The organism is Lamprobacter sp., assembly GCF_034860625.1.
Lineage (GTDB): Bacteria > Pseudomonadota > Gammaproteobacteria > Chromatiales > Chromatiaceae > Lamprobacter.
This window is the reverse complement of sequence record NZ_JAYESN010000029.1, coordinates 1-25590: the sequence shown is the minus strand read 5'-3', so window position 1 is coordinate 25590 and position 25590 is coordinate 1. Positions and strand designations below refer to the sequence as shown.

General features: G+C 56.3%; 22 protein-coding genes. 15 read left to right on the top strand and 7 right to left on the bottom strand.

What is annotated here, in order from left to right:
- Positions 1 to 38: 38 nt before the first annotated feature.
- The 4 genes from VBE63_RS09885 to VBE63_RS09870 all read left to right on the top strand — a co-directional run bounded on the left by VBE63_RS09885 (position 39) and on the right by VBE63_RS09870 (position 2269).
- A complete protein-coding gene (locus tag VBE63_RS09885) occupies positions 39 to 527 on the top strand; it encodes a helix-turn-helix transcriptional regulator (RefSeq protein ID WP_323682854.1) in 489 nt (162 codons plus the stop codon).
- A gap of 145 nt (positions 528 to 672) precedes the next feature.
- Entirely contained in the window at positions 673 to 1605 is a 933-nt protein-coding gene (locus tag VBE63_RS09880) for a tyrosine-type recombinase/integrase (RefSeq protein WP_323682853.1), read from the top strand.
- Positions 1586 to 1873, top strand: a complete 288-nt coding sequence (locus VBE63_RS09875; RefSeq protein WP_323682852.1) for a WGR domain-containing protein — start codon at positions 1586 to 1588, stop codon at positions 1871 to 1873. The genes VBE63_RS09880 and VBE63_RS09875 overlap by 20 nt, the downstream gene beginning before the upstream one ends.
- A 12-nt stretch (positions 1874 to 1885) precedes the next feature.
- Entirely contained in the window at positions 1886 to 2269 is a 384-nt protein-coding gene (locus VBE63_RS09870) for a lysozyme inhibitor LprI family protein (RefSeq protein ID WP_323682851.1), read from the top strand.
- A 37-nt stretch (positions 2270 to 2306) separates the two neighbouring features.
- Here VBE63_RS09870 and VBE63_RS09865 read toward each other — a convergent pair whose 3' ends face one another.
- Positions 2307 to 3257, bottom strand: a complete 951-nt coding sequence (locus VBE63_RS09865) for an endonuclease I family protein (RefSeq protein WP_323682850.1) — start codon at positions 3255 to 3257, stop codon at positions 2307 to 2309.
- A 273-nt stretch (positions 3258 to 3530) separates the two neighbouring features.
- Here VBE63_RS09865 and VBE63_RS09860 point away from each other — a divergent pair, with 273 nt between their 5' ends.
- Together VBE63_RS09860 and VBE63_RS09855 are read left to right on the top strand one after the other, a co-directional pair.
- On the top strand, positions 3531 to 3899 hold the full coding sequence (locus tag VBE63_RS09860) for a PilZ domain-containing protein (RefSeq protein ID WP_323682849.1): 369 nt from the start codon (positions 3531 to 3533) through the stop codon (positions 3897 to 3899).
- Positions 3899 to 4360 carry an SAM-dependent methyltransferase gene (locus VBE63_RS09855; protein ID WP_323682848.1) on the top strand — a complete coding sequence of 154 codons (462 nt, stop codon included), beginning with the start codon at positions 3899 to 3901 and terminating at the stop codon, positions 4358 to 4360. The genes VBE63_RS09860 and VBE63_RS09855 overlap by 1 nt, the downstream gene beginning before the upstream one ends.
- A gap of 14 nt (positions 4361 to 4374) precedes the next feature.
- Here the strand turns inward: VBE63_RS09855 and VBE63_RS09850 are convergent, their stop codons facing one another.
- Positions 4375 to 4821, bottom strand: a complete 447-nt coding sequence (locus VBE63_RS09850) for a DUF1810 domain-containing protein (RefSeq protein WP_323682847.1) — start codon at positions 4819 to 4821, stop codon at positions 4375 to 4377.
- The gene (locus tag VBE63_RS09845; protein WP_323682846.1) at positions 4805 to 5083 is read right to left on the bottom strand and encodes a nitroreductase family protein; all 279 of its coding nucleotides are present in this window, start codon (positions 5081 to 5083) and stop codon (positions 4805 to 4807) included. The genes VBE63_RS09850 and VBE63_RS09845 overlap by 17 nt, the downstream gene beginning before the upstream one ends.
- A 373-nt stretch (positions 5084 to 5456) precedes the next feature.
- Here VBE63_RS09845 and VBE63_RS09840 point away from each other — a divergent pair, with 373 nt between their 5' ends.
- From VBE63_RS09840 to VBE63_RS09800, 9 genes are all read left to right on the top strand, one after another.
- A complete protein-coding gene (locus tag VBE63_RS09840; RefSeq protein WP_323682845.1) occupies positions 5457 to 7475 on the top strand; it encodes a sigma-70 family RNA polymerase sigma factor in 2019 nt (672 codons plus the stop codon).
- A gap of 79 nt (positions 7476 to 7554) precedes the next feature.
- Complete coding sequence (locus tag VBE63_RS09835; RefSeq protein WP_323682844.1) at positions 7555 to 9330, top strand: AIPR family protein; 1776 nt, start codon at positions 7555 to 7557, stop codon at positions 9328 to 9330.
- 118 nt (positions 9331 to 9448) lie between these two features.
- Positions 9449 to 11236 carry a DNA (cytosine-5-)-methyltransferase gene (locus VBE63_RS09830; protein WP_323682843.1) on the top strand — a complete coding sequence of 596 codons (1788 nt, stop codon included), beginning with the start codon at positions 9449 to 9451 and terminating at the stop codon, positions 11234 to 11236.
- Positions 11233 to 12777 (top strand): ATP-binding protein, encoded by a 1545-nt coding sequence (locus tag VBE63_RS09825; RefSeq protein WP_323682842.1) that lies wholly within the window; start codon positions 11233 to 11235, stop codon positions 12775 to 12777. The genes VBE63_RS09830 and VBE63_RS09825 overlap by 4 nt, the downstream gene beginning before the upstream one ends.
- Positions 12778 to 12801: 24 nt before the next feature.
- Positions 12802 to 13230 carry a very short patch repair endonuclease gene (locus VBE63_RS09820; RefSeq protein ID WP_323682841.1) on the top strand — a complete coding sequence of 143 codons (429 nt, stop codon included), beginning with the start codon at positions 12802 to 12804 and terminating at the stop codon, positions 13228 to 13230.
- Positions 13231 to 13253: 23 nt separating this feature from the next.
- On the top strand, positions 13254 to 15224 hold the full coding sequence (locus VBE63_RS09815) for a UvrD-helicase domain-containing protein (RefSeq protein WP_323682840.1): 1971 nt from the start codon (positions 13254 to 13256) through the stop codon (positions 15222 to 15224).
- A 23-nt stretch (positions 15225 to 15247) separates the two neighbouring features.
- The gene (locus VBE63_RS09810) at positions 15248 to 18526 is read left to right on the top strand and encodes a helicase-related protein (protein WP_323682839.1); all 3279 of its coding nucleotides are present in this window, start codon (positions 15248 to 15250) and stop codon (positions 18524 to 18526) included.
- A 16-nt stretch (positions 18527 to 18542) separates the two neighbouring features.
- Positions 18543 to 20402 carry a DUF1998 domain-containing protein gene (locus VBE63_RS09805; protein ID WP_323682838.1) on the top strand — a complete coding sequence of 620 codons (1860 nt, stop codon included), beginning with the start codon at positions 18543 to 18545 and terminating at the stop codon, positions 20400 to 20402.
- 3 nt (positions 20403 to 20405) lie between these two features.
- Positions 20406 to 22151, top strand: coding sequence for an NERD domain-containing protein/DEAD/DEAH box helicase (locus tag VBE63_RS09800; protein ID WP_323682837.1), 1746 nt, complete (start codon positions 20406 to 20408; stop codon positions 22149 to 22151).
- Here VBE63_RS09800 and VBE63_RS09795 read toward each other — a convergent pair.
- The 4 genes from VBE63_RS09795 to VBE63_RS09780 form a co-directional block, all read right to left on the bottom strand.
- Positions 22148 to 22954, bottom strand: coding sequence for an HNH endonuclease signature motif containing protein (locus tag VBE63_RS09795; RefSeq protein WP_323682836.1), 807 nt, complete (start codon positions 22952 to 22954; stop codon positions 22148 to 22150). The two genes, VBE63_RS09800 and VBE63_RS09795, sit on opposite strands and share 4 nt — an antisense overlap.
- 246 nt (positions 22955 to 23200) lie before the next feature.
- The gene (locus VBE63_RS09790) at positions 23201 to 23593 is read right to left on the bottom strand and encodes a hypothetical protein (RefSeq protein ID WP_323682835.1); all 393 of its coding nucleotides are present in this window, start codon (positions 23591 to 23593) and stop codon (positions 23201 to 23203) included.
- Between the two features lie 274 nt (positions 23594 to 23867).
- Positions 23868 to 24119 carry a hypothetical protein gene (locus VBE63_RS09785; RefSeq protein WP_323682834.1) on the bottom strand — a complete coding sequence of 84 codons (252 nt, stop codon included), beginning with the start codon at positions 24117 to 24119 and terminating at the stop codon, positions 23868 to 23870.
- A 125-nt stretch (positions 24120 to 24244) separates the two neighbouring features.
- On the bottom strand, positions 24245 to 25294 hold the full coding sequence (locus tag VBE63_RS09780; protein ID WP_323682833.1) for a DUF4236 domain-containing protein: 1050 nt from the start codon (positions 25292 to 25294) through the stop codon (positions 24245 to 24247).
- Positions 25295 to 25590: the final 296 nt, after the last annotated feature.

Genomic DNA, 25590 nt, shown 5'->3' with positions numbered 1-25590 from the left:
GTACTAAACTAGGGGACCAAGAACCATGAAGAGTATCCATGAACGGCGACAGATTGCGCGAGGCACGGCAGCGAGCCGGGCTTACCCAGACCGATCTCGGCGAGCGTGTTGGTGTGAGTCAGAGCATGATCGGTGCCCTCGAGCACGGTCGTCGTTCGGCAAGCCGCGAGCTCGAGCAAGCGTTGGCCGAAGAGCTAGGAGTCGCGGCGGACAGCCTGACCGACAGCGCCAGCACCATCCCGGATACACCCGAGAGCTTACTCAAGAACCCGCGCACCGCAGAGGGATTATGCGCGTTGGCAAGGGACCGGGTATTGGCTGCCAGTCTCGATATTCAACCCGAGGAGTGGCGGGCACTCCGCTCACTCATGCTGCCAGCGCCAGCCACCAAGGATGGCTATGTCGCGCTGCTGATGACGATTCGACTGGTCACCGGGGGTCGGGGAACACCCACGGCGGGAGCAGGGCAGGGTGCCGCAACAGCATCCGAAACGAGCGATTCATCAGGGACCGTCCATCCTTCCTGAAATTACTATTTCAGGCAGAGAGGCTGAAAAACAGAGACTTAAAAGTCAATCCAGGTCAAGTTGAGTCAGACTAAGTCAAGTCGTTCTGAGTCGTTCTGAGTCAACTCAGGTTAGAACACCCTAACCCGTCCAACAGGTGGATGCCGTGAACGAACATGCCGATTTCTGGATCGCCCGGAAGGATTTTCTCGACAACCTGCGCTACATCCGGGGTGCAGCGATTGGTACCTGTGTCGGCTACCGATCAGATCTCGGACTCTGGGGGCACTGGCTCACCGAGGCCGAGCGCGACTGGCGCGACTGTTCCCACAGACAGGTCGAGCAGTGGATCAGCTGGCAGATGCGCGAGCGGGGCGTCAGTCCGGCGATGATCGCCCGGCGTGTCTCCTGTCTGTCCTCATTCTACAAGTGGGCCAAGAAGCACGGGCTGAGTGATTCCGATCCGGTCTATCTGGCGGACAAGCCGAAACGCTCGCAGCGCATGCCGATCTGGCTCGAACGCGATGAGCAGGCACGTCTGCAGCGCGCGTCTGAGGACATCGAGGATATGGCCGAATCCATCACCGGGCGCAAACGCGAGCAGGTGCTCCAGGCCCGGCGGCGCTATGACTGTCTGTTTGGATTGATCCAGAACTCGGGATTGAGGATCTCGGAAGCGCTGGCCGTGCAGGTGCAGGATGTGAAGATGGTCAATGGCGTTGCCCGCTCGGTGCGCGTCATCGGCAAGGGCAACAAGGAGCGTTGTGTACCGCTGCCCCAGAGCTTCGGCCCCTCGCTCGCCACCTGGATCAGCGAACAGCCCACCGACGATGGCTATATCTTCGCCAAGGCACCCGGCGATCGACCACCGAGCGCCCGCGCGGCCCGACTCTACCTGCGCCAGCTGGTCGAGCGCGCCGAGATCAGCAAGCCGGTCACGCCGCACAAACTGCGCCACACCTATGCAACCCGGTTGCTCGAGTCCGGCGCCCAGTTGGTCGACATTCAGGCGCTGCTCGGCCATAGCAATATCGCCACCACCCAGATCTATACCCACGTCGCTGATAGCCGGATGGCTGATGTCGTTTCAAGACTTTGAAGAACCCCTGACGCATCGCTGGATCAACCGGGAGAATCAACGCTACTACAGCGTCCGCCTCGTCCAAGACCTTTTCGGCGACTGGACCCTGGTCATCTGCTGGGGTGGAGCGAACTCCAAACGCGGCGGGATGCGGGTGACCCCCGTCGAGAGCCAAGAGGAAGGGGAGGAAGAGATCCGCAAGATGTCCAAGCGCCGACGCCAACACGGTTATGCAGTGCTTGTAGAATCCGCTTCACCCAACGAGCTTCCAGCCGATGATGATTAACGGAGCCCACCGATGCGGAAGATCCTCTTAGCCAGTTTGCTCATCGTCAGCCTGAACACCCAGGCCGACGAACAGTTCTACACCCAGCGGTACTCAACCTGCCTGGATCAAGCAGGCGGCGTGACCTACTCGATGTTGGACTGTATCTCGGAAGAACTCACGACTCAGGATGCCCGGCTCAACGGGGCCTATCAGAAGCTGCAAAAGTCACTCTCGGCGGAACGTAAGCAAGCGCTGCTCACCGCGCAACGCCTCTGGATCAAGTACCGTGACGCCAACTGTGCGTTCTATAACGATCCTGAGGGCGGCAGCTACCAGCGGGTGATGGCGAATGAGTGCATGCTCCGTGAAACCGCCGAGCGCGCCAAGGAACTCGAGACGCTGAGCGAGCCATAGGCCTAGCGCTCAGCGGGCCAGAAGCAGGGTGGCCTTCTCAAAGCTGCCGATACTCAGATACATAGCGGTTTTCGATTTTCTGCAGCTTCGCAATCCGTTTGTTGCGTTCGATCTCCCAGTCATCCGGTGGATCGAGATTATTCCAAGCCCGATACAGTTGCTGATCCTGGCGGCTCAACCTGAAGCCGTAGGTATCGGCCATGTAGAGCATGGTGCGGGCGATGTCCCCTCGTAGATGATCCGGCGGTTGCACCCGGCGGATGCTTGAGTCGATCCGGATGTCGCAGTCGCCATACACATCCCCGCCCGGAACCATGCCCCAGTTGTAGTCTGATCTTCGCCCATTGACCAGACCAACCGCAGGGATCAGGTTGTGCAGATCGTTGTGCGCTGCCGTGAAAGTCATATCGACCCGCTGACAGCAGTCACGCCCCGAGAGCGCCTTGCCGCTTGAGGTGAAGCAATCATCGAAGGATTCCGGCTCGCGCCAGCACTTGCGGAAGTTGCCGAACTGGGAGGCCGGAAACACATGCTCAGCTTCCACCCTGTCAGCCCGCGTATCCCCAGCATACTGGGACATCCCACAGCTCCCGAGATCCGTTCGTCGACGACTGTCATAGCGGCAGCCGCAATAGGCCGTCACGCGCTGGCCACGATAGATGTTGTCGTACAGCAGATCCTTTGCTCGCGAGAAGCTCCCAGCCACCTGCGGCAGTTCACCCCGCTCGGCTGGTGTTGGCGGTTCCGGGTGGGGCAGGGCATTCGGGTCAGAACGCAGATCCCCGAGATCAGGCAGCCACTGATCGAGGTTTCCAGTCCAGGAGGCCAGATCTGGCCATTGAAATTCGGTGCTGACATCGGTGAACAGGTTGTTGCCGATCGCCAGCAACTGGTTTCCGACATCAAGCACGACATCGACGACGAGCGTGCGTATATCGCCAGCGACCGCAACCGCCTTCTGCCCGTTCTGACCCCAGTTGTCAGTCACCGAGGGTGGAACGAACGACAGCGCCGAGATCAAAGCGAAGCCAATCGCGAGATCACGCAGCTTGGAACGGAAGAGACGTAGCCAGGAGCGGACGTCTGAGGGAAGCTGAGGAAGGAACGACTTTCTGGAGGAACTGGAGCGTTTAGAACGTGTTTTGGAAGATGTACGGCGAGGCATCAGAACTCAAGGCAGAGGACAACAAAGCGGAGCAAGCCTACCACGACAGCCGTGCTAGGCTTGGCTTGATGCCACACCAAGACGATGAGCAGCGAGATGCAACCTGATACTGCCCGGTTCATGAGCGAGCGAGAAAGGCGCAGGCAAGAACGGGTTCGCTATGCCGATCCCGTGCAGGTAAAACTGATCGAAGATGGGCATCAACGGCCGCATGCACTCCTTGCGGAAGACGTCAGCGAAAGTGGTCTGGCGTTGACTGCGCCAGACATGGTTGGCGTCGGCTCCACGATACTGATGGACTTTGAAGTTGCCACGGCAACGATCATCCGGCTGATCGGCAGGGTGGTCTGGGTCGCACGCGCTGGCTACCAGGAACGCTACCGACTCGGAGTGGAGTTCGAGGCGCTGAGCGCCGAAGCTCGAGCGGAATTGCGTCGGTTGGTCCGTCGACGGCGTTTGGTCTGATGGCTTGGCCCGTCACGCTGTTGCTGGGTCTTTGCATTTTGATGTCGGCACTCTCCGCTCAGGCCGATCCTGATGCAATCCGTTCATCGGCCATGTCAGAAACCAGGCCAAGCTACCAGGTCCAACCCATCGGCTGGATACGCAAACGCGATGGGCGCACCTTCATCGAGTTCTATGAGGACTATCGGCCGGCGCTGCTTGGGGTCGATCAGCTCGACAGTCTCTGGGTGCTCTACTGGTTCGATCGCAACGATACGCCGGAGCAGCGCTCGATCCTCCAGGTCCATCCGCGCGGCAATCCCGCGAATCCGCTGCGTGGGGTCTTCGCGACCCGTGCCCCGATGCGCCCGAACTTGATCGCGATGAGCCGCTGTCGTGTGCTTGGGGTTGAGGGTACGGTGATCGAGATCGATGACATTGATGCGTTTGCCGAGACACCGGTGTTGGATCTGAAGCCTTGACCCAGCTATTCGTATCAGGCTCTGTTTGCATAGTCGAGCAGTGCCAGCGACCTCTGATCAGGACGGCCAGCGAAATAACGCTCGAGCAAGCGCTGGAACACTGATCCAGCAGGCGAGACCTCCGCAAAGAGCGTGGCACAAGAGCGCAGCTTCAGATCATCCGGGGTACCGAACACCTCACGGGCGGTGCGCTGCGGGATCGCCAGTGCTGCCTCGGCACAGGCGATCAGGCGAGGCCCGAGCACTGGATGCGCCAAATAGGCCTCGGCTTCAGCGCGAGAGCGGATCGCATAGTCTCGAGCGGTCGCGCTCAGCCCGAGTCCCACGAACTGCGGAAAGATGAACCACATCCAGTGAGTACGCTTTTGGCCGGCTTGGATCTCAGCGAGAGCTTGTTGGTAGCTGGATTCTTGGGCTTGGATGAAGCGGGTGAGTTCGTGCGGATCAGAGTGGCTGGTCATGATGCCCCCAACGGTCGTGATGGATCAGAGTCTTGAGATCCGAGCGCTCCAGCCAGCCCGCTTCCTCGAGCTCCGGGCGCTCGTGAAAGAAGGCCACGGTTCCGATGCAGAGATAGGCCACCGGCTGCACGGTATCCGGCAAGCCGAGGAGATCAGCCAAGGCGGCATGGTCGATGATGCTGACCCAGCCGACGCCCAAACCTTCGGCCCGCGCGGCCAGCCACAGGTTCTGCACCGCGCAGACGCTGCTGTAGAGGTCCATTTCCGGGTTCTAAGCCAACAACAACGCTGAAAGCAGTGTAATATCAAACTGCAGTACAGATGTTTAGATTAAGAACCAAACGCCGGACAAAAAATGCTAGACGCCAAGACCGAAACCCTGACGCTTCGCATCACACCCGCGGTTAAGGAGGCTTTACGAACAGCGGCAAGTCGGAACCACCGCAGCTTGACAAATATGGTCGAGGTCATGATCCAGGACTATTGCAAGCGTGACGGCATTGGGATCACGAAGACAGGTCTAGAAGTCGCTGATTCTCCTAATAATGAAAAGCTAGGCTTGAACTCAGATCTGGGTTAATACTCTTAGGTGTGCACTGACAGTAATATATTCAGGAATTTGCATTAGAATAATAATGTATAACACCAAGGAAAAAAGGTCAAAAAAAATGACAATCCTAATGCGTCTTGCTGTTAATGAAAACATCCCTGAGGTCATTCGGGTACGGCTGGCTAAAGGGGATGACATTGACGCCGTGGAATCTCAAGGTCGCACGGCGCTCATGCTCGCTGCGCAAAAAGGTTATCTGAATATCTGTGAAACTCTTCTGGAGGATGGCGCAGATCTCTCAACAGTTGATAATTGTGGTGAGACAGCAATCTCGCTCGCCATTTTAGCCGGACATGACAATATCGTGGAATTGTTTAGGAGAAAAAGCCAACATCTAACAGAATCTGTAAAACCGGAAGACGCCGAGATGATGGACGAGCAAAGCGATGGATGCACCGGAATCGAGGCCGATGGTATTAGTGACTGGGAGGCCTATGACGACAGTCTTCCACCAGAGGAAGACGCAAGCTGCGTGGAAACAGCCGCAGGACTCAGGATAGCGGTATCGGTTCATGAGCCGATTGACCGCGATGAGAGTTGGTCCGAGGCTGACCTACAGTTACCCGCGCTTCTCCGCCTCAATCAAAGTCGGCTAAGCGCTAATGAACGGAAAAATATTTGCTTGCTGCTTGAGCAGGGTCTTTCGGTTGGTTTCCTTCCGGCACTAACAATAGATGATTTGAAATCGGATGAGATGCTTTGCGGGCAAGTCGATTCCGATCTGGAGAATGCGCAAGAGCGTATCCGGCATCTGCGCATCATCCTAGGCGAACTCGGCGTCCTGATCGATGACGATATGCCAAAACGGCACTTTACGACAACTGCTGAGCCTGAAGAAGAGCCCCGCCAAATAGTGACCGATGCCTTAGATTTTCTCGAAAATCTCTCCTCGCGTCACAATGATCCCAGCGCACGCTACGGCATGGATGTTTATCGGGGACCACCGCTGCTTAACAAAGAGACTGAAATCCATCTGGGCCGAGCGCTGGCCGAAGCACGTGAGGACATCGTAGCGCTAATCGGGGGGTCAATCGAAGCACTTTCGATTTTTCTAGACATTTTTACACCTGCCTCGCTGAATGATGAAGAGGAAACGGAAGACACTGAGGCAGCAGCTAATCTCAATGAGGAAGAGGCACTTGCCCTGCGCCGTCTTAAGGAGATGAGGGTTTCAGTAAACAGGTCACGACACACGGAGATCTCTTGTCTGCTGCGCACATTAAACCCTAGGCGGGAGGAAATCCTAGAACTATGCAGACAGTTGAGCGCTAAGTCCCCGGATTCAAAATTGCCAAGTCAGATCCTGTCCTCACTCGGAAAAGCTGAAACAGCGCGTGAGCAAATGACGCTGAGTAACCTCCGACTGGTGATCTCGATTGCACGCAAGTATTCGAAAACAGGCATGCCGATCGCTGATCTAATTCAAGAAGGAAATATCGGCCTGATGCGGGCCGTTGAGAAATTCGACCACACGCGCGGCAACCGTTTCTCGACCTATGCAACTTGGTGGATACGCCAGAACATAACCCGGGCGATCGGTGATCAATCACGTATGATCAGAGCGCCGTTTCACGTACATAGCAGACTCGAGCACGTGAGGCGTCTCCGAGAGGAACTAGAGGAGCAGGGCCAATGGGAAAACATCGACGAGAAACTTGAAACTCGTTACGACGGCGGAAGGGAAGAACTCTCAAAACTACTTAAGCACGAACGAACGCTCAAGGTCTTAGAGGCTGATGATCCGGGTTTAGGGATTCAGACTGACAGGGCCGTTGACCCTTCGCCAAACCCCGAAAAACGGGCATTTGATTCGGAGCTTTCAGTCTGTATAGAAGTTGCCATGAGGTGCCTGAATTCCCGACAAAAAAAAATTATCCGCTATCGCTTTGGCTTTGTCGATGACCGGAAGTACACCTTAGAGGAACTGGCAAGCATGGTTGACTTAACCAGAGAACGCATCCGTCAAATTGAGCAAGAGGCATTGAAGCGCCTCGCCTGCGAGAACAAGGATCTGTCACTGCCGGATTTCCTATATCACAAATAGGACTCGTGCAACCACAAAATAATTGCTTCAGCGCCCAAACAGAGACGCTGCAGGCTAGTGAGTCTGGAATTGGTGCAACATGGAACTCGAAGAATTCGCGCAACAGCTGCGTTGCGATCTAGCAAGTGAACTCGCCGATCGCAGCGGCGAGGGGGGAGACTTAGATGGAGGCTTGGTATTTGCTGAGCTAGTCATGCATCATATGGCCGAGTTTGGTATGACGTTTGAGCACCAAATCTGTCACTACACCACACAGATAAGAAACGCCAAGCTTCGAATTAGTGGCTTTGCTTTTTCCGAGGACAATGAACAGATGGATCTGTTTGTGGTCCTCTATGATGGAGCGGAATCTATCCAGCCGATCCCCAAGACAGAGACACTAAAAGCAGCTGAACAGTGTGTTCGTTTTCTAAGCATGTGCGCTGACGGTACGATGCTAGGTCGCATCGATGAACGGGAAGATGCATATGCACTGGCTCTGATCATCAAAGCGCATTACCAAAGTTTGGATCAAGTGCGCATATTCGTACTCACGGATCGGCAGGCAAATATCACAAACTTCAAACCAAGGGAGGTTATGGGCAAGACCGTCAAGCTTGAGGTCATGGACATTGCTCGCCTGCACCGTCATTGGTCCGCCGGCAAACCGCGTGACGAGTTGGTGGTGGACTTTAAGGATGTTTCAGGTAGCGCTTTGCCATGCGTATGGGTACCCAATCAGATTGGGGAATACGATTACGCACTTACCGTAATACCGGGCGAAGCACTGCGCTTTCTTTACGAAAAATACGGCGCTCGCCTGTTAGAGGCCAATGTCCGCTCTTTCCTTAGCGGACGCGGCAAAGTCAACATGGGTATCCGCGACACCCTTCGCGACGAGCCGGAACGCTTCATGGCTTACAACAACGGCATCGTGCTGGTGGCTGACGAGGCACGCATTGGCCGCTCAGAGGACGGCAGCCCCGCCATCCTTTGGCTGCGCGGAATGCAGATCGTCAATGGAGGCCAGACCACTGCCTCAATCTACTTCACGAAGCGAAAAGATCCCGGGGTTGACCTCAGCAATGTGCAGGTCCCTGCCAAGGTCATCGTGCTGCGCACCGATAATCCTGCTGCCGAAGAGGCCATGATCACCGATGTCTCCAGGTACGCCAACAGCCAAAACGCCGTGCGCCAGTCAGACCTGTCGGCCAACAAGCCTTTCCATGTGCGGCTGGAGACCTTGGCCAACTCAACAATTCTGTCTGATGGTGTTGGCCGCTGGTTTTATGAACGTACAGCTGGGAGCTACAACACACTCTTGGCCCGTGAAGGAGGCACACCGGCGAAGCTCCGCAATCTCAAGCGGGACGTTATCCCGCCGGCGCGCAAGATCACCAAGACAGATCTTGCGAAATACCTGAATACGTGGGACCAGCAGCCCGATATCGTCAGTCTCGGCGCACAGAAGAATTTCGCCCGCTTCATGGACCGAATCACTGAATCCGATGCGCCTTTGCCCGAAGTTGATGACTACAAGCGAATGATCGCAAAAGCAATCCTCTTCAAGAAGATTCACAGTCAGGTGCGCGGAATGTTTCCTGCCTTTCAGGGAAATGTCGCCGTGTATCTCGTTGCGGTCATCGCCAATCGGATCGGCGAACGTATCGATCTGGAACGAATCTGGACCCGGCAGGATGTCTCCGACAAGCTACTGGAACAAGCACAAGTCTGGGCGACTGAAGTCAATCGCGTGCTTCATCAATCCGCCAATGGCCGGATGATTTCAGAGTGGGCCAAGAAGGCTGACTGCTGGGAAAAAGTGCGCGCAGCGAGTTATTCCAAACCGATAGATGGAATTCCTGAACTGCGGTGAGCTGGACTGCTACGCCTAGTTCATTCCTAACAGATTAGATTGATTCTTCCGGTTCCACGGACTCGTTAACCCAAGGAGCAATTAGAGCTTGCTATCTTCTCTGAAATCGATACCGGTCGTGGACGTCTTCGCCGGTGCTGGTGGCCTCGGCGAAGGCTTCGCAGCCTGCCCTAAGCGTTCCGCACCCGCTTTCCGAGTCGCTCTCTCCATTGAAAAAGATTACGCCGCCGTACGCACTCTGCGGCTGCGCGCATTTTATCATGCGTTTTCACCGGAACATGTCCCGGAGGACTACTACCGGCTTTTGCAGGGTAAAACCGTTCCGGAACGGATGACAGCTTACCTAAGCGGTACCATCCCGCTGAGTCAGTTACTTGAAGGCTATACGAATACCCTAACCGACGAGGTTGGAGTTGTCTGGCACAAAGAGCTGTCAGACAACCCCAATCTTGAGCAGGAGCTGGATGAGCGGATTAAGGCCGTAATAAGCGGCCGTAACGACTGGGTGCTTGTCGGCGGACCGCCCTGCCAGCCGTTTTCCACCGTCGGGCGCTCAAAGCAAAAATCCTTGGCCGGCTATCAATTGGAAACCGATGCCCGCCATGAACTTTACCGCGAGTATCTGCGAGTCATCGTTCGCCACTGGCCGGCTGTATTCATTATGGAGAACGTCAGTGGGATCTTGTCCGCAAAAGTGAATGGTCACAATATCTTCCCGCGGATTCTGGAGGACCTCGGGGACCCAGAGCATGCCTTCGGTAACACTACCAAGCCTTCACAGAACAGACATACATATAACCTATTTCCGCTGGAAGAAACAGCCGTCACAAAAAACGACCTATTTGGAGTGCGCGCTGACCCCAAAGCTTATCTCATCCAGTGCGAGAAACATGGCATTCCGCAGATGCGCCATCGGGTAATCCTTCTTGGTATCCGTAGCGACATCGACATTCGCCCACGCACCCTGAACGCTTGCCTTAGTGATGCACCGACTGTGATATCCGTCATTGACGGCCTTCCCCGCCTGCGCAGCGGCATCGCGCGCACACCCGAGTCACGCGATCAATGGAGACAGATTGCGGAGGCCGTTTATGTGGAGAATGTGACTGCATGCCTTACACTGCAGGAAATGGATGACGTTCTCGACACTGATCATCAGTGGCTAGCCACTTTGAAGTCGGCGACTCAGCAAACTTGGTACGACGAGCTTGAGAATGATGGACAGCACGATATCACCACCAAAATCCGCAACGTATTGGCAAATATTAAGTCACCAAAGGCTGGGCGCGGCAGCGACTGTATACCAGTGAAGTCCTGCTGGTCATCGAAGCATCACGACCCGGATCTTAAGGCTTGGATAGACGACCCACGTATGAACTTTATCTGCCAACACGCGGCCCGGGAACACATGCCCAGGGACCTCCACCGCTATCTCTTTGTCGCTGCGTTCGCTGCAGTCAGACTGGCATCACCGCGTTTGCGGGACTTCCCGAAAAGCCTGCTTCCGGAGCACAAGAACGTCGGCAGGGCAATGAGCAATGGAAACTTCGCCGATCGCTTCCGCTCACAGATGGAAAACCAGCCTGCAACCACCGTGCTGAGTCACATTGCCAAGGATGGACATTACTTCATCCACCATGATCCATCGCAAGTACGCAGCCTAAGCGTAAGAGAGGTTGCGCGTCTGCAGACATTTCCAGACAACTACTGGTTCTCCGGTAGCCGCTCTGAGCAATACACACAGATCGGCAATGCCGTGCCGCCCCTCTTGTCTTTTCAGATTGCAGAGATTGTTGCTGACGTAATAAGCCGTTGGAAGCAACAAAGTGAGGATAAGGCAATGCACCTCCAACAATCAGCTTTACACATCAAGCAAAAAGAAGCCGCAGGAACACCAACACTGTGAAAGCCGCCATCGAGACCTATGCGTTCATGCCTGTCCATAAATCCGAGACCGTTATACCGGACCCGGGTCGTCTGATCTTCGCACTGCGCCAAATCGGCTATAGCTTGGAGCAGGCACTCTCGGATCTCATCGACAATGCAATTGCTGCCGGCGCTAGCAATATACTCATACGTTTTCTCTGGTCGGGGGAGCGTATACTATCATTGGCAGTCGCTGATGACGGTCATGGCATGAGCGATGCGGAACTTCGCAATGCAATGCGTTTCGGCTCAATGGAGCGTCTTGATGCTGTCTCACTCGGCAAATTCGGACTCGGCCTCAAGCTCTCATCCTTCAGCCATGCCCGACAGTTGACGGTGGTGTCAGTGGCGAACAGAATCGCCGGAGGTCGTCGTTGGACCCTTGACGGCATCCGACGCAACTGGGACTGCGCAATACTAAGCGACGATCAAGCAGCCGAAATTGCAGGTTCGCCTTTCTCTCCCATCGACCTGTCAAGCTCCGGAACCATCGTGCTCTGGGAAGACCTTGACAAACTCCCGGTATCCAAACGTGGACTGCGCTACACCCTGCGCGCCTTGCACAGGCGCCTCGAGTTGCACTTGGGTTTGCATTTTCACCGATTCCTCCAAAGCGGAAACCTGAACATCTACGTCGACCAACAGGAGTTGGGACGCAGAGAGCAGGGCATCCGCGCAGAAATCGCTCCGCTTGACCCTTTTGGCTACCCAGAATCACCCAGCCCTGACTTCCCGACTACTTTCCGCATTGACTTACCGGAAATTGGCACTTTAGACGCTTTAGCGCACATTTGGCCACCGAACTCTATCTTGCCAGAGTACAAACTCGGGAACAGGGCCGCCGCTCGGCAGGGATTCTGGTTTTACCGCAACAATCGACTGATACAAGCCGGCGGCTGGAATGGCTTTGTCCAGCACGATTCCGAGCCACACAGCTCGCTGGCTCGCGTTTGCATTGATCTGCCGTCTGATTTCGATGCCAGCTTCAGCCTGAACGTACAGAAATCCTCAGTCATCGTACCACCCGGGTTTATCGAAGCCGTCCAAGCCGCAATCACTTCTGATGGCGCTACCTTCGACATCTACCGCCAGCAGGCCCAGTCAATTTATCGCGACAAGGACCGAAAGGCCCTGTCAGCCCGGCCAGTTATGCCCGGACTTGGACTGCCTACCGCTATCGCTCAGGCTTTCAAGCCTGGCCAGAATCAGTCCACCAGCCCGACAGATGATAGTGACGTCGATACCTGCCAACGTATCGACTTTAAATGGACGGCCCTTTCTGACGACGAGTTCTTTCGTGTCGACAGCGACAAAGGCTGCCTTCTGCTTAATCGCACTTACAGAGACAAGGTGCTGGCAGGCCTGCGACCAACGACTGATGACGTTCCGCTGATCAAGACCCTGCTGCTTTGTCTTGTCAGTGATGACCTGCGTACTCCGACCCTCACGGACAAACGTCGCCGCGAGCATGCCCGTCTCAACCGCATTCTTGTCGCAGCCGCCAGCTTGGGTATGGGCTGATGGCTGAATGAGTGCGGACAAACAATGCAAAAGACCCGCACCACCGATGTACTCAACAAGGTCCAACGCAGCTACTGCATGTCCCGTATCCGCAGCCGCGATACAACGCCGGAGGTTCTGCTCCGCAAAGCTCTCTGGAAGCGTGGTCTGCGTTACCGAATTCATCACAGTCTACCCGGCCGTCCTGACATCGTTTTCCCATCACGAAGGATCGCCATCTTTGTCGATGGCTGCTTCTGGCACCGCTGCCCCAAGCATTGGCAGGCACCAAAAAACAATGCCGAATTCTGGGAACAGAAGATTGGCCTTAATGAAGCCCGCGATGCTCAGGTGAACCGGCAGCTTGAGGCGAAAGGCTGGAAGGTCATACGTGTTTGGGAACACGAAATCAAGGAAGCGTTGACGACAACAATCGACAGCCTTGTCGCGACCATCCAGCGCGCTGAAACATAGACGGTTGGATGTGGAAGACAACGATGCAGCAAGACCCACGACAACAGCAGGTTGCCACCATGGATGCCAGCGCCCGTCAACTCGTGCTGGCGGGTCCCGGGACGGGCAAGACCGAGACAGTCGCGCTGCGTTTAAGCCACCTTTTGGATGCAGGCCTCAGTCCAGCCCAGATCCTAGTTTTGTCCTTCTCGCGCAGCGCAGTGCGCACTGTAGCCGATCGGCTTGAGCGATTTGCGGATAACACCGGAGGCGCATTGGAAGATCTGCGCCACATCGCAATCCGCACCTTCGATTCTTGGAGCTTTCGTCTGCTACGCCAGCTCGGTGATCAGCCAAAAGACCTGTTGGCGCTTGGGTACGAGGGCACTATTGATCGCCTGACGGCGCTTATTGCCAGCGAGCGCCGAACTGAGATTCATGAGCGTCTCGGTGCAATCCGGCACATCATCGTTGACGAATTTCAGGACCTCTCCGGCGTGCGGGGGCGCTTGGTGCTAACGCTGCTCGATATGTTGGCCCCGCCTCTGGATGAGCGGGTTGGCTTCACAATTCTCGGGGATGAGGCTCAATCAATCTACGGCTTTGCGCTGCGAATCCAAACCGATCAAGGTCTGGAAAGCTTGACGACAGCCGGACTGTTAAATGCACTCAGAAGACAACACGGCGACGAGCTGATCGAAACGGAGCTTGAAACAAATCACCGTGCAGTGCCGGGACTCGCACGCGCATCAGTGCTGCTGCGCGCTATTCTTCGCCAACGGACACCGAACATCGTCAAGTTGGAAAAAATGCAGGAGATCCTGAAGGCGCTTCCTGCGTGGGACATTCAACTGAATCCGGAGTTGCTCCAAACCCTTGACGGGCATTCCACGGCAATCCTGACGCGGACGAATGGCGAAGCCATCCGCGTCTGGCAACGGATCATGGGTACTCAGAGCAACGGCCCGTCAATACCTGTGATGTTGTATGGAGCGAACCCAAACAACACGGTGCCGGCTTGGGTGGGGGCAACACTCGGACCTGTGCAGGGAAGTTCCATTTCTCGACAGCGTTTCGGCAAGGTTTATCAATATCTATACACTGGAGATGGCGTTCCCCGTGCAGAGGCGCTGGTGATTCCGGATGAAGAAACCGCATGGAAAAGGCTTCTCCTCGCTGCGCAGCTACCGGATACAAGTCTATCGCTGGATCTTGACGAGCTGCGTACCAGGATTGGTTGGCCTGACATGTTCCCGGACGATCAGGCTGAGCTGACTTGTCCGCTCAGCATCATGAACGTTCATCAGTCCAAGGGACGTGAGTTTAATCATGTTTCGCTACTGGAAACGAGTCGCTGGAACCGAGTACCAAACGCACAAGAAGAAATCCTTGAAGAAGCGAGCGTGATCTTTGTAGCCTTCTCACGTGCTGAAAAGACGCTGAGACGAATCGCTTCCACAGAACTGAAACCGATGAGGAGCTGGACCTTTCAGAACGGAACGCGCAAGCGATGGGGCTCACTTGTTAAACATTCCTACCACGAAGTTGAATTTCAGCTGGAGATGGGCCTTTCCGGAGATGTCGCAGCCACCAGTTTCATCGATACCCGGCTGCATGAAACGGAATCAGCAGTTGCGGATGTTCAAACCCTGCTTGCGGAAAACCCAGCATACCTGATCGGTCGTAAGGTTCTTTTGTGCAGAATACAGGAACCGGGTTGTGATAAGAACCGACATATCTACGTCATTCACTTGGATGAAAACGGTCAACCCGGAGAGATTTTGGGAGCGATGTCACGAATGCTTACTTTTGATCTGCTCGACAAGCTCAAGCGTCAGTTTGAGCTGCCCGTAAAAGTCAGAAATCTCCGCATTACGGAAGTGGTGACCTTCAGCTCGCGGGACGACATTACGACATGCCTGGCGACACCTTGGGGGACAAGCGGTTTCTGGCTGGGTGTGAATATCTACGGCGTTGGCGAATTCGTTCCCAGGCGCAAGCTGACTCGACAGTGATGGAAAAATGGGAGGAGCCTGAAATGAACAGCGCTGATGTACGCGAGCATATCATGCAGCAGGCTGCGTCCTTGTTGCTCGGCCCAATGCAACAGGATGAAGCGCTCACATCGAACCCGTCAGATACATATCTGACGGGCATCCTTTGGCCCAAGGGCACGAATGCAGATGCCGCCAGCGACGAACCTGCGGCCACTGAAGTCGATTCCGGGGACGCAACCGTGGATGCCCCTGTACCCGGTTACCGGGCAATCCGGCCCTGCTCCTTTGGACTAACCTGCACAGTGGCCGCTGGCGCACTTGTTGCTGTTGATCTCGGTGGTACAGCTCGTTATGAGCCCCAAGAGTTGCCGGAATCTGGCGGTGAAGAAGAATTGGCAGCAGATGACGCCAACGGTGATGTGCCGACAGATGGCCGGCCCCCAATCCGGTGGCAGCGCCAGCCTCTTGGTTACGCTTTCGCTATTGACCCAGGGGAACGCCGAACACACTGGGTGCAGAACCGTTTTCTTCTCGCCGATGGCAGTGAGCGCGAGGACCCCGATTTAGGGGTCGATATCAGGCGACGTCCCGATGGCGAACGGATTGTGCTCACAGCAACCCTGATCAATCAGGCGCCAGAAACCGAACAGGGCGACCGCTTGCTTGATCGTTTGCTGTTGTTCCAGACATGTCTGCGCATTTCCGCTCGCCATGCCGATAACAGCGGAGCCATCCTCCCGCGCGTTTCCGTCCCTTTGGCAGACGATGAGGACGCGCTGACCAACCTGCTGCTCTACCGCGACGTACAAGAGTTTGCCATCGGTCATGGAATCGGGGCTGAGTGGCCAGCTCCAAGTGAGGGACGAATTACCTGTGCTTCAACCAGTTGGATGCCGCGTGCTGTTGTAGTCGGAACCAGCCCCCGTGGTCACACGAGCCTTGCAACACTGGGATCGCTGATCACTGACCCTTTTTCCGCTGAATGCCTGGGTGATGAATATGCACGAGATCCCATCTGCGAGACACTCACATCATTCTGTAACGCTTATGGCAGGTGGATCGACAACTCACTGGTGGAGCGGCTGGAGGACTTCGACGACGAGATGCACCGCGCCGCTGTGGTCAACCTGACACGCTGTCGCAGCACTCTGGCGCGCATGAAGCGCGGGGTGGCGACGCTTGAACAGTCCGACAGCGCTTGGGCCGCTTTCGCTCTGGCCAATCAAGCCATGGATGCCCAGTCACGTCTGCCGTCGAAAGGCGAGCAGGCACGTCCTCTGATTTGGCGGCCTTTCCAGCTGGCCTTCTTTCTTCTTGTGCTGCCTTCAGTCGTGGACGGCGAAGACCCCGATCGCCGCACCATGGATCTACTCTGGTTTCCTACCGGAGGCGGTAAGACCGAGGCTTACCTGGGTCTGACAGCGTTCCAAATCTTTCTGCGACGGCTGCAACATGCGGAACGCCGGAAGGCTGGGGGGGTAGACGTACTGATGCGTTACACGCTTCGCCTCCTGACGGTACAGCAATTCCAGCGTGCCGCAGCCCTCATATGTGCCTGCGATGCGTTGCGGAAGACGAATAAAGCGCGTCTTGGAGCAGCGCCGATATCACTTGGCCTCTATGTAGGTGACAAGTCCACACCAAACCGGCTGGAAACCGCAGAAAGCCGCCTCGGGGAGGAACTGAAGGGCGAAAAGCCGCCTTCAACGCCCCGTCAGCTGCTGATATGCCCGGTTTGCGGTGGCAAGCTGCCTGCAGCAGCCTATTCCATGTCACCAGCCAAGGATCGCGTCGAGATTCGTTGCCCGGCGACCGGTTGCACAACGAAAGGAAAACCGCTGCCAGTCATGACAGTGGACGAGGAACTTTACCGACATCCACCATCATTACTGATCGGCACGATCGACAAGTTCGCCCAGCTGCCGCGACGCACCGATATCCGGACCCTGTTCGGCCTGGATGAAGATCTCAGGCCGGGCCTGATCATTCAGGACGAGCTGCACCTTATCTCCGGACCATTGGGCTCCATGACCGGACTCTACGAGGCAGCTGTCGATCTGCTTTGCACGCAGGATCGAATACCACCAAAGATTATTGGCTCAACAGCCACTATCGGACGTGCCCGCCGGCAGGTCCGGGCGCTGTATGACCGCGATGTCCTGCAGTTTCCACCACCCGGCTTTGATGCCGCGGACTCTTTCTTTGCCGTCCGCGACGACGTTGGCCCCGACCGCACCTACCTCGGTATCAGCACAGCCGGGCGAAGCCCCAAGTTCGCTTTGCAGGCACTAATGGCCGCATTGTTACAGGCGGTGGATGCGCTGCGTCAGTCAGGAGCTGCTGATGACAGTGCGCTCGATGCCTACTGGACCTGTGTCGGCTATTTCAACAGCCTGCGTGAGCTGGGTGGCGCCCATGTGCTGATGCAGGATGACGTACCTCGCCAAATGCAATTCCTGGCACACCGCCTTGGAGTGGACGTCGCCCGCATCACGGCACCTCCACAGGAACTCAGCAGCCGGGTCGCTTCCCGGGAGATTCCTCAGGCTCTGGCGCGGCTGGATCAGGCTCTGGACAGCAAAGACCCCTTCGCGGCAGAGCCCGTTGACTCGGTTCTTGCCAGCAACATGATCTCTGTCGGCGTCGATATCCCTCGCCTAGGGCTCATGGTGGTCAATGGCCAGCCCAAATCCACAGCGGAGTACATCCAGGCTACCAGCCGCGTTGGTCGTCGCCAACCCGGCTTGGTCATCACGCTTTACAATTTCGGCAGGCCGAGGGATCTCTCGCATTTTGAGCATTTTCTGGACTATCACGGAGCGCTCTACCGTGGGGTCGAAGCCACCAGTGTGACCCCTTGGGCGCCGCGTGCACGGGACAAGGCTCTGCATGCGGTCCTTATCGCTTTGATTCGACACTTGGTTGACGGTCTGCTTGATGATGAAGCAGCGCTGGATTTCTCAGAGGGGCAGGAGGAGACGGATGCGATCGTCGATTTTCTGGTGGCGCGTGCTAAAGCCGCAAGCTGCGGCCTGGAAAGCGAAGACACCGAACAGGACCTGCGCAATGTAATCCGTACTTGGACGCTACGTGCGCAAGAGTACGGCATTGCGAAGGGGGGGAGGCTGCGCTACTGGGAGAAAAAAGCACCGTTTGGTAACACAGCTCCGCACCTGATGCGAGCATCGGAGCAGCTGCGCAGTCAGAATAACCCGGCGTGGGCCACGCCCAACTCGATGCGCGATGTGGAGCCATCCACCGCATTCGTACTCAAATGTGTCCGATTGACGGGAGGAGGCAACCATGGCACGACGTCCTGATCGCGGTTCCGCCCCAATGGGACACCATGTCACGCCTGCGAGACCGGTCGGCAGCGTGCGCCGTTCCCAGTTGATTTCCACCTACAGCATCGGTGCTATTATTGATCTTGAGGGCGGCTCCTTTATGCCAATGGGACTTGAGGATTGGGAGTCACAGGTGCGCGGCGGCCGAATAGGCGCCATGAGCATCAATGAATCGCGACTCCAGCGGCAACTAGGTGTGACGCACTTTCGGTTGCCCCCAACCGAGACGCCGATCGAGAACCAACCAAGCCGCGTCGACTCCCGCTATACCATCCCTGTTGTGCGTTTCCCCGCATGGCATGAGTGCCCCTCCTGCCATCGGCTTGGGACTGAAGATCACCCCTTCCTGTTACACAGCGACGGCAATCGGCTGACCTGCAGCAATCAGAAATGTCAGTCACGAATTGTCACGCCAGTGCGCTTCGTAGTTGCATGCGACCACGGCCATATTGAAGATTTTCCCTGGGTTTGGTGGGCTCACCGAAAGAGCGCCGAAGGGATCTGTAGCCAACCCCGGGTCTACCTTCGATCCCATGCTAAAAGCGCGTCACTGGCAGATCTCTATGTACGCTGCGACGGTTGCGGCGCCAGCAGCACCATGGGGGACGCTTTCCGGCCCGGTAGCGTTCGCGGACGACAATGCGGCGGCGTACGTCCGTGGCTGGTTGACCGTCAGATCTGTGATCAGACTCCACGGGTGTTACAGCGCGGTGCGTCCAATATACATTTCTCGACTGTGGTATCGGCCATTTCAATTCCTCCGATATCCGAGCCATTGCTCCAGATTCTGGATGATTACTGGACCGTGCTCAAAACGATTCCACAGTCTGCACTTCCCGATGCCTTGGCAGGTGTCGCCGAACAATATGGAGTGCCGGTCGAGAGCCTGATCGATGCACATGGACAAAAGACCGGGGTCGAGACCGGCGGCACCTATACCGATGCCATGGCCCGACTTGACGAGTACGTGGCGCTCGGCAGTACCCGCGATGACGAAGATCCAATCGGTGGTTACGCACCCCAGTTTCTCAACCGTGTCTATGACGCCCCGCCGGGGCTGTCAGCTTGGTTCGACCTCATTGGTGCCGTATCAAGATTGCGGGAGGTGCGCGCACTTGCAGCCTTCTCACGTATTGAGCCTTGGCCGTCAGGTGCGGATCGCATTCAAGATGAAATTGAGAAGGGCAATCTATCGCCGCTGTCGAAAAATCCGATGAATTGGCTGCCAGCAGCGGAGATCCTTGGTGAAGGTATCTTTCTGCGTTTTCGTGTGGACGCGGTTGAAGCCTGGATCAGCGACAATCCTGGTATCAAGGATCGCGCTGCGGCACTCGATGCGCACGCCGCAGCTGTGGCAGAGCGCCGGAACTACCAGCCGGAATATCAAATCACCCCGCGCCTGCTCTTGGTGCATTCTTTTGCACACGCCATGATTCGCCAGCTTTCTATTGACTGCGGTTATTCCTCCTCAGCTCTCCGGGAGCGACTCTATCTGTCTGAACCTGCCGACAGTAGCGTTATGAATGGTGTCCTCATCTATACAGGATCGCCTGATTCAGAAGGCAGTTTGGGTGGACTGGTGCGCCTTGCACATCCTGATCGAATTGTCGACGCTGTAAACCGGGCGGTGCACACCGCACGTTGGTGTGGCAGCGATCCGGTCTGCCTAGAGACCGACCCGCACCAATCCGGGGAGCGGATCAGCGGTGCAGCCTGCCACTGCTGCCTGCTGGTGCCTGAAACCGCCTGCGAAAAATTCAACCGCGAACTTGACCGCAGTATGCTGATAGGAGCCGCTGATCGGTCTTACCGTGGCTTTTTCGAGACTCTGAGCACCAGAGAAGAGGCATGATTTATGGCGGTGTTGATACCCGACACGCCTAAGTCATGTCCCCACGGGGAGCGGATCGTTTACGAGAAATTCGGGCGCGATTTGGATGATAACTGGATTGTGCTCCATTCCCTTGGTCTGACCAGACATCCGACCAAGCTTTGGGGCGAGATCGACTTGGTGATTCTCTCGACCGAGGGAGTTTTTGCCATCGAAATCAAAGGCGGCCATGTCTCATGCCAAGACGGCATCTGGACCTATGGCTACCCCGGGAATGAGAGCTACACTAGGCGGGAAGATCCCTGGACACAAGCCAAAAGCGCCATGTTTGCGCTGAAGCGGCGCCTAGTTGAGGTCGATCCGTTATGCACAGATCTTCTCTACGGTTACGGCGTTATCATGCCTCACGTGCACTTCGCCGCCACCGGCCCCGAACTCGAATCCGCTGTCTTGCTGGACAAACGCGAGTTCGGCCTTGATCTGAACCGATACATCGGAACGCTCAAGAGCTACTGGTCGACAGTCTATCGCGAGCGCCATGGCAGCCAACCCCGCCGGCCTTCGCAGGAGGATATCCGTCACATCCGGGCCATCCTGCGACCCAATGTTGAATCAACCCTGAGCCTTGGCAGTTGGTTTACGGGTCTGGAGCAAGAACTGCTGCAACTCACCAATGGACAGATCAAGGCCGCAAGAGGGCTGGACAATAACCCCCGCACGATTATCCGCGGGCGCGCGGGTACCGGAAAAACCATCATCGCCATCGACCGCGCCCGAAGGCTGGCTGCGGCAGGGCACGACGTACTCTACCTGTGCTTCAATCGCATGCTCGCGGATCACGTCCGAATTAGCCTGTCCGGTGACGAATGCTCCTCTCACATTCGTGTACGCAACATTCACTCACTATTTCGCGAGGCGATCGCGGAGGCAGGACTCAATGACTATCTCAACCGCCAAAAGGTGGAGCCGCTGGAACTCTTCGGCCGGGTGTTCCCGGAATTGTTCGTGGAAGCCGCGTTTGATTACCCCAGCCGTGCTGCGGACGTGCTCATCGTCGATGAGGCGCAGGATCTAATGACAGGAAAGTATCTGGAGGCATTGGACCTCCTAGTCCGCGATGGACTGCGCCACGGACGCTGGCACATGTTTCTTGATCCTATGCAGAACATTTATGGCACGGAGGCCACTGTAGCCGAGGCCCGCCTGCGGGACGCAGGCTTTGCCGAATACGAACTCCGCGAAAACTGCCGAAATACCCGCCAAGTGGCCACGCAGTGTTCTATCATCTCTGGCATAGATATAGATTTGAACGGAACGCTTGAGGGTCCCGAATGCGATTGTCTGTATTTCACCGGACCCGAAGCTCTCCTGCCAATACTGGAGGAGGAAGTCACCAGACTGCTCGCATCGGATGTCGCACCCCATGACATCGTCATCCTTTCCACCCATCCCCTTAGTCGCTCCAGTCTTGCCGGTGTTGAGAAAATCGCCAGCCTTCCGCTTCTGGACATGACCTTTGAGCAAAATCGCGAAGGTCTGCAGTTTTCCAGCATGCACGCTTTCAAGGGTCTGGAACGAAACGTTGTGCTAGCGATCGATCTTGATTACATCGGCGAAGATCATGTAGCCATGCTTCACTATGCCGGACTCTCACGGGCGCGGCTGATGCTGCGGGTGTTTGTAGATTCAGGTAAGCAGCAAGTCTATGCCGCACAAGCAAAATCCTTTGGGCGGCGATTGGTTGGCAGTGGCTCGAGAACAATCAGTTAGGTGCTCTTGAACTCAACGGCACGGTGGTACTCCATGTAGCGCTTGCACTTTGGCGAAAGGCTTAGCTTGCTCCATTTTTCGATCCCACACTTGTTTTGGTCGGTCACTAAAAGGCTAGGAGAGATTAAAACCTCCCCGTTTTCGTTGAACGTCACCAACCCATTATCAAATAGCCGATCCGCCAGCGCAGATAGCAATAGACCGTTGTGATCATCTAGGCGCTCAGCGTTGGTGCTTACAGCCCATGGCTTGATGTGGGAAGCAACCAAAAGGCGTTCGTCTCCAATTCCTGTGACCGGGCAGGTGCTACGGAACCTTTTGATCAAGTCCTTTCGAAACTGTCCTTGGCCGAGTCTTGAGTTTCGTATGTAACTTCGCTCGGTTTCGCTTAGGCCTGGCGCATGGAAATCAGCTTCCTTGGCTGCGTTTACTCCTCCTTCACCCGCAGTTATCTTCGACTGATCGATACGTTTGTCCGTGAGGATACGGATTCTCTTCTGAGCATTTCCGCCTTTTCTTGCGCTTGGATCGCGATGCATAAGTGAAACTTCGAGCTGAAGCGCCTTGCGAAATTCTTCAACATCGACGGTTCTGAGATCAACGGGGTAGTTGACGGGCAACTGTGCAGTCCGTTGCTCTACCGGCAGATTTGCGACACGATTTGAATCCAATATCACCCGAACAATTTTAGTGCCACTGCCTTTAAGCCGATTGAGCAGCATAGACAGAAGCTTGTTGTACTCAGGGTTTCTACGCTTTACTCCGCGCGTAACGTTTGCACCGCCGCTGCTTTCAACCCGCAACGACGACGCAGGAAAGGCCCTCGAACTGGTCGAAGCTACACTCCGCATCGATTAGCTGGCCTTCGTCGTCAAGCAGGTACATGGGTAGGGGTTCACCTAACGTTGTGAATACCGCGACCCAAACCGCGCTGCCACTGCTTTTCCCGTCTTGCTACGAGCTTATCGCACGGTTTGGGGTCGCAGGTGATTTTTTTGTTAAGCGCGTTTCATTTCTTAGTGTACGCGCGTGCGGCACACCTGCAATGTTCACTTTTTTGCATACCAACGGAGCAATTCTGCCAGCGCGTCAAGGTTGCTTACGTAAAAGGAACTTTGATTTCCGTTGCGAAAGGGATTGGCGTGTCCCAAGCTTGTTTTTTGTTGATTGACGCGAGCGCTGCGCGCTGGCTCCATGGAAAATCTCGTGCCTGCAATGGCGGGCGGTGATAACATTTTTTCGACAATTATTCTCGTTTGCTGCGCCCCTCCTTTGGCTTCGTTACCCATAATCAACAAGAACTGCCGTCCACTCTCTCCGCCGATGGCGAATGCTTGACCTTTCGTTCGGGTGGAAGAGTCAAGAGAAACAAGACCCAATTCGGGCATCAATTTGCTCCTGATGAAGCGCAACGCCTCGTTTGCAGACAATTTTTCTTTCATAGATAAAAATGCCAGTGTTGCCGGTGCCTAACGGTTGATTAGACAGAATTTAGATCGGGTGTGCTAGGCAGATTCTTCCAGACCTAAAGTGCATAAAAGAAAATTTGAAATCGAAGACTTACGATTCCAGTTGAATCTGGCTGTCACCGGACCTCGCGATCCGCGGCAAGTACCTTGACAAAAAATCAGTGGCTTGCGGTCGGGCGAATTTCGTCACCTTAAAAGAGCTGCTGTCTGGAACGTATAAAGGTCGAACCGATTAATCTCCATCCCATTATTGCGCACAAGCAATCCTCATCTCTTTTCTGTTAAAGCCAGGCTTTTCTGTAATAGTTTCATAACCTTGTGGACAAATTTCGTTAGCTCTCCTATAACAGATATCCCAGCCTGTCGATGCGCCACAAGCGACCAAATATTCTTTCTTGCCATCTGGCCTGCTAATCTCTTGTGCCGATGAACATCCTGCTGCTGTTGCAAAAATAGCGATAAAGATAAACCCAAAGATAAAAAGGAACCTTATATTCATTGATAACTCCAGTATCACTGCCAGTGTTAGCAACTAGGGGCCAAACAGACTGACGACTCAGCTGAACCGTGAACCCGGTCACAGTTTTGCACTTGCTTTACGCATTTATCCGGCCTCAGCCAAACTCACCGCACCCCCAACCGCACCGCCACATCCTCAAACCCCGGATCTTCCGCATAGATCGCCGACAACTCCCGCCGGCTGTCCCCGCGCCGCCCCACCGCCGCATAGGCCAGCGCCCGCTCATAGCGGATCTGGCGCAGCAGCGCCTCGGGCCGATCCTTCTTGCGCCGATAGGCCTGGGTCAGGGTACTCACCGCCACCTCATCCAGACCCAGTGCGCGCAACGCCCGCGCCTTATAGAGCAGCAGAGCCGCATGCACCGGCGTCTCGTTCTCCAGTCCGGCGCTCAGCTGCACCACCTGATCGGCGTTCGCGCGCGGAATCGGCTCGGCCTCGAGCAGTAGCTCGGCCAGCGCTGCCTTGACCACCACGTCCTCCGAGGTCTCGGCGAGGATCAGGCGCAGATGCTCGGCCGCCAGGTCATGCTCATCGCGCAACTGATGCAGCTCGGCCAGGGCAAGCCGGGTGCCGCGCTCACGCGGGCCGATGTGGGCGGTGACCTCGTGGGTGACCGAGAAGCTGGTGGTGGCGTTGATCTGATACTTGGCGTAGAGCTGTCCCAACGCCGATTGGCGCTGCAGGGCGTTGTGCAGCAGCGCATACGCGGCCTCGAGCTCGTGGCGCTTGAGCCGCAGCAGGCCGGCGGTCCAGGCGGCATCGGCCTGCTCGGGGGCCGACTCCAGCTGCGCCAGGGCCTCGGTCTCGTTGTCTTCATGCAAGGCGCGCAGTCCGTCGACGAAGGCGCGTTCATCGGCCGGCGTGACCAGCCGTTGGAAGAAGCCGAGCGAGAGCCGGTCCTTGACCGGGATCGGCAAAGGCGCGGGAGGCTCGGTTTGGGTGCGGTTGCCGCGGCGGCTCTGGCTGGCCCGACCGGGGTTCTGCACGCTGTAGAAGAGTCCGCTGCCCGGCAGTCCGACGGTGGCGCGCGTGCCCCTGGGGCCGATGGTGTACTTGGCGCCGCGCGGTCCCACGGAGAGCGAGGCGCCGGATTTGCTCAGGTTCAGGCTCACGCCCGGGAACAGCTGCACACGGCGCCAGAAGCGAAAACTCATGATGGCCTCCTTGTCGATGGGGTGGCTAGCCGGCTCGGTCAACGCGCCGAACGAGGCTGCGATGATGACACACCGGCCAGCTCGAACGGGGCGCTCATCAACACGCGAGGACTCAGGCTAGCCGCCATGGTAGGGAGACTGTCAACGCGGCAAGCTGCAGCGTGCTCGGCTATACTGTCTTTTTAAACAGTCGCCGTGCCTGAGCCACCCGATGCCTGAGAGTGCCATCCGCTCCAATCCCGCACGCCCCGAGCCAGGCTTCGGTGTCGGGGGCGTTCATAGTGGCGCGCTCTATG